Genomic DNA, 8,532 nt, shown 5'->3' with positions numbered 1-8,532 from the left:
TAATATTCTCGCGCCAAGCCGAGTACACGTAGTCGCCAGACGCGCATATTCGCTCGTATTCCTGCCGGAGAAAATCATCCTTCAACATAGCTAAAGACAATAAATCGACGATTGGAACATTTCAAGAACAAAAGGTGGTATTTCACCGGGTCAGAAACGATTCCCAGGGATCACCCGTCTAACTCTAACAATCGGGGCTAATGCGCCCGTATAAGCAACAAAATAATCGATATTCTAATTTCAGCAATTTTCATTGCAGAAAGAAACATTTTGTCCTCTTATGGCCACGTTTTAAAGGAGGAAACAATGAGCAAACAGCGAGAACGCTTGAAATTAGGGGTTGTAGGTGGAGGTCAAGGTGCCTTCATTGGGCGGGTACATGCAAGAGGCGCGCGTCTTTCGGACCGGTGGGACATTATTTCAGGTGCATTGTCGTCTCGTCCCGACGTTGCACGGACTTCTGGTCTCGAATGGGGTTTAAGCCAGGATCGCATCTACTCCAGTTGGCGGCAGATGGTGCAGGAGGAAGGCGCACGAGAGGATCGCATCGATGCGGTTGCCATCACGGTTCCAAATCACCTTCACTTTCCCGTCGCGACAGCGTTTATGGAAGCGGGAATCGACGTCATCTGTGACAAACCTTTGGTCAATACGTTTGAGGAAGCTTGCGAACTGCTAGCTCTCCAGCGCAAAACGGGTGTCATTTTCGCTGTTACATACTCCTTCGCATCGCACGCGATGGTACGCCAGGCGCGCCAAATGGTCAGAGAAGGTGTCATCGGACCTGTAACCCAAGTGCACGTGGAATACTTCCAGGAGATGGCGCTGCTACCGCCGGGCCAAGCGTGGTCTGGTACGCCGTGGCGGCAGGACCCCGCCAAGGTTGGCGGAGCCGCAACAACTGCCGATATCGGGACGCACGCTCACCACCTTGCCGAGTTTGTCTCCGGCCTGAGAATGACTGAATTGAGGGCCGACTTCCACACACTTGGCGCTGAACAGCCACTTGAAGACAGCGCCTTCATGATGTGCCGGTTTGAAGGTGGAGTGCCCGGAACGCTGTTGATTTCGCAAGCGCTCGCTGGCGCTCAATGCGGCCTGCGTATTCGGATTTCCGGTACCAAGGGAACGCTGGAATGGGACCAGGAAAATCCGGAATACGTCCAGCATCGACCATTTAACGAGCCACACATCCGTATTTCACGCGGGCATGGAGCCGGAGTTCTCGCCGATGCTGAGCGCTTCGTCCATATCCCACGCGGGCACCCCGAAGCTTTGTCCGATGCTTGGGGTAACCTGTACGAGGAAATAGCCGATGCGATTGAAGCCAACAAGGCTGGAGACAGCTCCAACAAGGGTCTCCATTATCCCGGCCTTGTTGAAGGTGCGGCGGGCGTAGCTTTTATCCAGGCGGCAATCGAGTCAAACCAGGGTGGTGGACAGTGGGTCGCCATCCAACAGGTTAAGTGACTTAAATCCCAAGGGAGTTTCCAGATTTGGAAGCTCCCACAAGGTCTCCGCAGACTGGCCCTATTCGGGAAAAAATATTGCCGTTTAAAATCATCTGCAATTTTTGTTGCAAAATAAATCTGTCACGTCTATGTTGACCATGCGACGGGGTAACACCCTCGCTGGGAGAGAAGCTGCGGGGTTCTTTGCTCCGCGTATGACAGAGCCGAGCTAGGCCTATCGAGAGACAATTTGAGCTTTGAGGCAAGCGCATCCGTGCTTTGCCATGGCGAAGCTTTGTCCTCAGTGGGCCCGAGGGGAGGACTGACATTTGTGCATGCACTGGCTTCTGAAACGCAGAGATTTAACGGAGGAGAAAATCTCATGATGAAAAAGTTCGCAATGACCACTGCATTCTGCGCTCTGATGGCTGGTGCAGCCCATGCTGAAACCATCGGCGTCGCAATGTCCTTGTTCGACGACAACTATTTGACGGTTCTTCGCAACAACATCGACCGTCACGCCAAGGACCTTGGCGTCGAAGTTCAGATGGAAGACGCCCAGGGCGATATCGCTCGCCAGCAGTCCCAAATCGAAAATTTCGTGGCAGCAGGCGTTGACGGCATCATCACCATGCTGGTTGATGCCGACTCCGGCAAGGCGATGTCGAAGATCGCTGAAAAAGCAGGCATCCCGCTCGTCTTCGTCAACATGCTTCCGGCGAACATGGACACATTCCCCGACAAGCAGGCATGGGTTGGCTCTGACGAGGAGCAGGCAGGCGAACTGCAGGGCAACGAGATTTGCAAGCTTGCTGGTGGCAAGGGCGATGCTGTCATCCTCATGGGCCAGCTGGGCACAACCGGCCAACGTGGCCGGACTGCGGCAGTCGAGCGCGTGCTGAAATCCGACGCCTGCAAAGGTATCAAGGTTCTGGATCAGCAGACTGCGAACTGGATGCGCACTCCGGCGCTCGACCTGATGACGAACTGGACCACGTCAGGCATCAAGCCCGCTATCGTTTTCGCCAACAATGATGAAATGGCGCTCGGTGCCATTCAGTCTCTAAAGGCTTCTGGCGTTGACATGAAGGATGTCATCATCGGCGGCGTCGATGCAACGCAGGACGCTCTCGCCGCAATGGAAGCCGGTGATCTCGATGTCACGGTCTATCAGTCTGCCAAGGGACAGGGCGAAGGTTCGCTCGATACCGTTCTGAAGATTGCTCGCGGCGAGAAGTACGAGCAGAAGGTTCCGGTCCCGTTCGAACTGGTCACTCCGGCTAACGTCGCCCAGTACAAGGCAAGCAACTAATCGGGTGTGCGGCGATCCCTACGTGGGATCGCCGCTACCTTACCCGATGCGGGTATGAACCGATAAGGCCGGAGGAAAAATATGATTTCGACAGCCACCTTAGACGCTATTGAGAAATTCAAGGCGAACCAAGGCGAATATATCCTTGAGATCGAGGGCGCGCGCAAAGAGTTTCCGGGCGTTTTAGCGCTGGATAATGTCGAATTTCGTCTCCGCCCTGGCACCGTTCATGCCCTTATGGGCGAAAATGGCGCTGGCAAGTCTACGCTTATGAAAATCATTGCCGGTGTTTACACGCCGGATGCAGGCACGATGCGGCTTCGCGGAGAGGAAATCCGTCTGAAGAGTCCGCGCGATGCTTTGGAGCAGGGCATTGCGATGATCCATCAGGAGCTTGCCCTGATGACTTCGATGACCGTTGCGGAAAACATATGGATTCGGCGAGAGCCAAAAAACGCTATCGGTCTTATCGACCACGCGCGCATGGTCGCGAACACACGCGAACTGTTTAATCAGCTCAAGATCAAGATCAATCCGGTGGCAGAAGTCAGCACTTTGACGGTCGCTCAACGGCAGATGGTCGAGATCGCCAAAGCTGTCAGTTATGAGTCCAGCGTGTTGATCATGGACGAACCGACATCGGCGCTTACAGAATCCGAGGTTGAGCATCTTTTCGAGATCATCCGCGATCTCAGGTCGCGAAACATCGGTATCGTTTACATCACGCACAAAATGAACGAGCTATTCGAGATCGCCGACGAATTCTCTGTTTTCCGTGACGGGCGATATGTTGGCACCCATGCCAGCACCGCTGTCACCCGTGACGACATCATTCGGATGATGGTGGGCCGCGAGATCACCAGCATGTTTCCCAAAGAGGAAGCGGAGATCGGCGATGTTATCCTGGAGGTTAAAGACCTGGCTGTCGCTGGTGTCTTCCAAGGGATTTCCTTTGAATTGCATCGCGGCGAGATTCTTGGCGTTGCTGGTCTTGTCGGCTCAGGACGTTCAAACGTGGCGGAAGCAATCTTCGGTGTGGTTCCTGCAACATCTGGAACGATTCGCATAAATGGTCGCCAGGTCGACGTAGCTTCTCCTGCAATCGCCATGCGCGAAGGAATGGCCCTCTTGACCGAGGATAGAAAGGAAACTGGTTGTTTCCTGCCACTCACCATCCTGGAGAACATGCAGATTGCCGCGCTTCACAACGGTCATTCGCAGATGGGTTACGTTGATGAGCGGGGCCTGCGTTCACTCTGCGATGAGATGAAGAAGGCAATGCGGATCAAAACTCCGAACCTCGAAGAGCGCATCGAAAATCTCTCAGGTGGCAACCAGCAGAAGGTCCTTATCGGGCGCTGGCTTCTGACTAAGCCGAAAATTCTCATCCTGGACGAACCGACACGCGGCATTGATGTCGGTGCCAAGGCGGAAATCCATCGCTTGATTTCAAACCTCGCCAAGGAAGGCGTCGCAGTCATCATGATCTCATCCGAGCTGCCTGAAGTGCTCGGCATGTCAGATCGTATCCTCGTCATGCATGAGGGACACATGACTGGGATTCTGGATCGGGCCGATGCTGACCAGGTGAAAATCATGGAACTTGCCGCGCGCTAATGCCGGGCAAGTGAAAGGTCGAGGAGGAATCGTAATGGCAAATGTACAATCGGAGGCTCTTGTGGAGCACAGGCGGAAACTGCCGCAGGAGCTGAATATCCTGACGGTTCTCATCGGCGTCGCATTGGCGTTTGAACTGATTGGTTGGTTCGTCCAGGGACAAAGCTTCCTTGGCAACCCCCAGCGTCTCACGATCATGATTCTGCAGGTATCGGTCGTCGGCATTATCGCCATCGGCGTGACCCAGGTCATTATAACGGGCGGCATCGACCTTAGCTCAGGCTCCGTGGTTGCCATGACCGCCATGATTGCGATGAGCTTTGCTCAAACTAGCGAGTTCGCCCGAGCAATTTATCCAGCCCTTACTGATCTGCCGGTCATTGTCCCTCTTGCGATTGGTTTGGGACTGGGATTGGTCGCCGGTATCATAAACGGGGCCTTGATCGCATTCACCGGAATCCCTCCGTTCATCGCGACGCTTGGCATGATGGTCACCGCACGCGGAATTGCCAAATGGTACACAAAGGGCCAGCCAGTCTCGTTTCCAACTGAGAGTTTTGCGAGCATCGGTTCCGGCGCATGGCCAGTTGCGATCTTCCTTCTCGTTGCGATTACCTTCCACATCGCTCTTCGTTACACCCGCTATGGCAAGTTTACCTACGCTATCGGGGCGAACGCTCAAGCAGCCCGAGTTTCGGGCATTAACGTCCAGGCTCACCTCGTAAAGGTTTACGCAATTGCTGGATTGCTGTCGGGTCTTGCGGGTCTGGTGACCGCCGCCCGTGCAGAGACCGCACAGGCCGGTATGGGCATGATGTACGAGCTGGACGCTATCGCGGCTGCTGTTATTGGCGGAACATCGCTTTCCGGTGGGCGTGGGCGAATTTTCGGTACGGTTATCGGCACTCTCATACTTGGTCTGATGATGTCCGGCTTCACGTTCCTCAGGGTCGATGCCTTCTACCAGGAAATCGTCAAAGGCTTGATCATTGTTGGAGCTGTTGTAACCGATGTCTACCGGCAGAAGGCTCGGGTCAAGAAAGGGTAATTCCTAACTTCCCAGTTCGTAGAAAATGCCAGAGGAGCAAATGAGCTTCGGACTCTTCAATACTCCTCTGGAGCTGGTGATCACAGCTCTAGCAGTTTTCTTGGTCGGTCTTTCGAAAGGCGGCCTAGGCGGAATGAGCCTGCTGGGTGTTCCGCTTATGGCTCTCGTAATGTCACCTGTTACGGCGGCTGCTATCCTGCTGCCTATCCTCGTTGTGATGGACGTTGTCGGTGTTGTCGCCTGGCGAAGGTCTGTCGACTGGCAGATTATGTGGCAGCTTCTGCCCGCAGCAATCGTCGGTATCGGATTGGGGTGGCTGACAGCGGAGATAACTTCCGACGCGGTTATTCGCCTGATTGTTGGTTCGGTTTCGGCGTTGTTTGTTCTTCGCGTTGTCTTCGCCAGGAGAATTGCTGCAGCCGTTCCGTCACATAGGCCGATAGCCGCCCGCTTCTGGGGGCTGCTGGCAGGGTACACCAGTTTCGTCGCTCATGCTGGGTCACCACCACTGCAGGTGTACCTTCTGCCGCTTAGGCTTGATCCGAAGGTCTTCACAGGTGTCAATGTGATGTTCTTCGCGATCACAAACGCCATAAAGCTCATCCCTTATGCCGCGTTGGGGGAGTTCGGTCCGCAGAACCTAGGCCGCGCAGCCGTCATGATGCCTTTGGCAATTGTATCGACTTGGTTGGGTGCATGGGCAGTCCACCGAATGACGGCTTCGATTTTTTACCCGCTGACTTACATATCGGTAGCAGCGGTAGCGATTATGTTGATCTGGGATGGTCTCGCCAGCTTTCTGTAGGAGCAGTGGGCCTCGATGCTGCAAAACCCGGCCCGATGCAGGAGGGAGCGTTCGTCAGGCAATTGCTGATAGGCGTTGCTCGGAGGGAGTGATCCCATCGTAAAAGAACTTCAGCACGTACCTATCGAATGGAGTGAGTGAGGCGACCTTAAGCATGCGGTCGAGACCTATATCCTGAAATTGCTTGATAGCCTGGTTTAATCCGAAATCTGGTGTCGTAAAATCCATCAGCTTACTCCGATGAATTTTCTTCGATATCATGCGCGGCAAGCCGTATTCTTCAAGAGAGTACACAGGTCCCGGCAGGAAGGCGCGGCTCACACTTCCAATAAAGCGGGAAACATCAACATCGCGGTTTATGATAATTTTGTGCAGTTCATTCGCATCGCTGACCAAAGCTGAAAGCTTATAGGTTATGGTGCGCTCAAGCTTGAAGAAGTCGTTGATGCCGATGCCATCATCCGAAAGTTGGTCGAGTATCCGGGATAGGTGCCAGCGCCAGTTCTCTGACATTGCCTTCGTTGCAGCGACAATATGGCTGAACCGGCTTTCCCAGCCCGTGCTCTTAAAGTTCATGAGCTTGTAGAGCATCCGCTCCCAGTGCTGGGGATTATCCGAATTCAGAAATGCAAAGCCGTTCCACTCCTCGGGGTGGTTGTACATGTCCGTCGCAAGATGCAGCAAAAACTCCGAATCGCTGTCGTATAGTACATTGTCACGCCGCAGGCGTGCGAATTCCTCCTCGCCGATAATGTCTGACATCGAGCGCCTGTATTCGATAATATGGTCCAGCTGCTCTGGCGTCAGCCTGTCACCGTCTTGCTCTTCGTCCAAGTCGCCAAGAATTTGTTCCGGAAACTCGATCTCCAGTTGGGCATCTTCGTCCTTCGGCGGCTCGTCGAGCAGGTATATGTTTCCCACAAAGTGCTTGAACATTCGTCCGCTGCGCCCGATAATGTTCTTGTAGGCGAAATTTTTCAGCTTAGAGCTGCCGATCTTGCTCCGCCAGATAATGACATTCTGAGCCGATGTATTGACGCCCTCGATAATCGATGACGTTGAAACGATATTATCTAGCCCGTGCTCGTGCTCAAACAGCCTAATCTGTATCTGGCTAAGGCAACGATGCATACTGCCGTTATGAACGCCTGTACCGCGTTCGACGAGGTCGGCGAGCGTCCAGTCGCGGACATAGTTCTCCCGTAGCCACTTCGAAAAATGAATCGTATGGGGTCGGTCTACGACATCCATATCCTTCTTGACGATGTTCGTCACGCGGTTGATGTCTGCGTAGGTGCCCGCGTAGATCAACGATTTGGCAGTTCTTGGCTTAATAAGCTCGATAAGCTTGTCGGCTTTGCGACCCTCATCGCCGCCGATTTCTTGATAAAATTCGTGCTTCTCAAGGAAAACGGTGTTGAAATCCAGAAGTTCGAGGAACTCCATGTCGTCCGTAAAGACGTTGCTCGTGAGCTTTTTGATGTTCGGCGCGAGATAATACCGCTGAACTGACTTCTTGGATAGTTTAATGATCGCTTTAATCAGCGAAGGCGCTCTTTCCTTGTCGTGAACCCTGCTTGCTTTATAAAATTCATCTACGACAAGAAGGTCGATCTTCTCAATCTTGCTAAGATATCCGAACACCCTTTCTTGCGGGAAAATGAAAATATTGCGTTCACCAAGCTCCGTGTCTGGCGCGGTAATAATGCTGTACCGGCGGGAAAACTTCTTGAAAATCCTTCGGCGCGTCTCATCCATCAGTGCGATAGTTGGAACAATAATGACGACGGTGTTGGGAGAGTTTAATGCGATAAACGCGTCAATAATGAAGCTCTTACCAAAGCTTGTAGGAGCGCTTACCGCTAGGTTGGCTCCCCTGACGAGCTTTCCAAGGACCAGCGATTGCTCTCGATGAAGAGTAGCGCGCCCATCCCCCACATCAACCTCGAAAGCGGCGTGTACATATCGTTGCTCCCATGAACCGGCTTCGATTTCCATGTATGGGTAGAGCCCGGTGGTCCGGATCAGATGGTTCAAGACTTCCGGGTAGGCTTCGCCTTTCTCCTTCATGTCACGCAGTAGCTTTATAAGGCTGTTTCTCGCAGCGACGTCATCACGGCGGTTCAAGTGATCGTTGATTTCCTGGCAAGTATCGAAAACGCTCATCTTCAATCGCCTTTGAGCTGCTTGGCTTGCTTCGTGAAAGCTGTAACAATCTCTTTTTTGTTACGGACCGGGACTAGAATTACGTGAAACGTAATGTCCTTGTATTTGTGGACGGTCCCTGACTTAGCTAGCT

The 8,532-nt window shown here is 53.2% G+C and carries 6 protein-coding genes; 5 read left to right on the top strand and 1 reads right to left on the bottom strand.

The window, feature by feature from the left end:
- Window positions 1–306: 306 nt before the first annotated feature.
- From ACSQ3I_RS27845 to ACSQ3I_RS27825, 5 genes are all read left to right on the top strand, one after another.
- Window positions 307–1,470 (top strand): Gfo/Idh/MocA family protein, encoded by a 1,164-nt coding sequence (locus ACSQ3I_RS27845; RefSeq protein WP_436004406.1) that lies wholly within the window; start codon window positions 307–309, stop codon window positions 1,468–1,470.
- A gap of 366 nt (window positions 1,471–1,836) precedes the next feature.
- The gene (locus ACSQ3I_RS27840; protein WP_436004408.1) at window positions 1,837–2,763 is read left to right on the top strand and encodes a sugar ABC transporter substrate-binding protein; all 927 of its coding nucleotides are present in this window, start codon (window positions 1,837–1,839) and stop codon (window positions 2,761–2,763) included.
- Between the two features lie 81 nt (window positions 2,764–2,844).
- Complete coding sequence (locus tag ACSQ3I_RS27835) at window positions 2,845–4,380, top strand: sugar ABC transporter ATP-binding protein (RefSeq protein ID WP_436004404.1); 1,536 nt, start codon at window positions 2,845–2,847, stop codon at window positions 4,378–4,380.
- 34 nt (window positions 4,381–4,414) lie between these two features.
- Window positions 4,415–5,428 carry an ABC transporter permease gene (locus ACSQ3I_RS27830; protein WP_436004402.1) on the top strand — a complete coding sequence of 338 codons (1,014 nt, stop codon included), beginning with the start codon at window positions 4,415–4,417 and terminating at the stop codon, window positions 5,426–5,428.
- Between the two features lie 40 nt (window positions 5,429–5,468).
- Window positions 5,469–6,233 (top strand): sulfite exporter TauE/SafE family protein, encoded by a 765-nt coding sequence (locus ACSQ3I_RS27825; protein WP_436004400.1) that lies wholly within the window; start codon window positions 5,469–5,471, stop codon window positions 6,231–6,233.
- Between the two features lie 54 nt (window positions 6,234–6,287).
- Here ACSQ3I_RS27825 and ACSQ3I_RS27820 read toward each other — a convergent pair whose 3' ends face one another.
- A complete protein-coding gene (locus ACSQ3I_RS27820; protein ID WP_436004398.1) occupies window positions 6,288–8,399 on the bottom strand; it encodes a DEAD/DEAH box helicase in 2,112 nt (703 codons plus the stop codon).
- Window positions 8,400–8,532: the final 133 nt, after the last annotated feature.

It is taken from the genome of Rhizobium sp. LjRoot30 (genome assembly GCF_964253915.1).
Classification (GTDB): domain Bacteria; phylum Pseudomonadota; class Alphaproteobacteria; order Rhizobiales; family Rhizobiaceae; genus Metarhizobium.
Note: the sequence above shows the minus strand (reverse complement) of the source record. Positions and strands in the feature narration are given on the sequence as shown.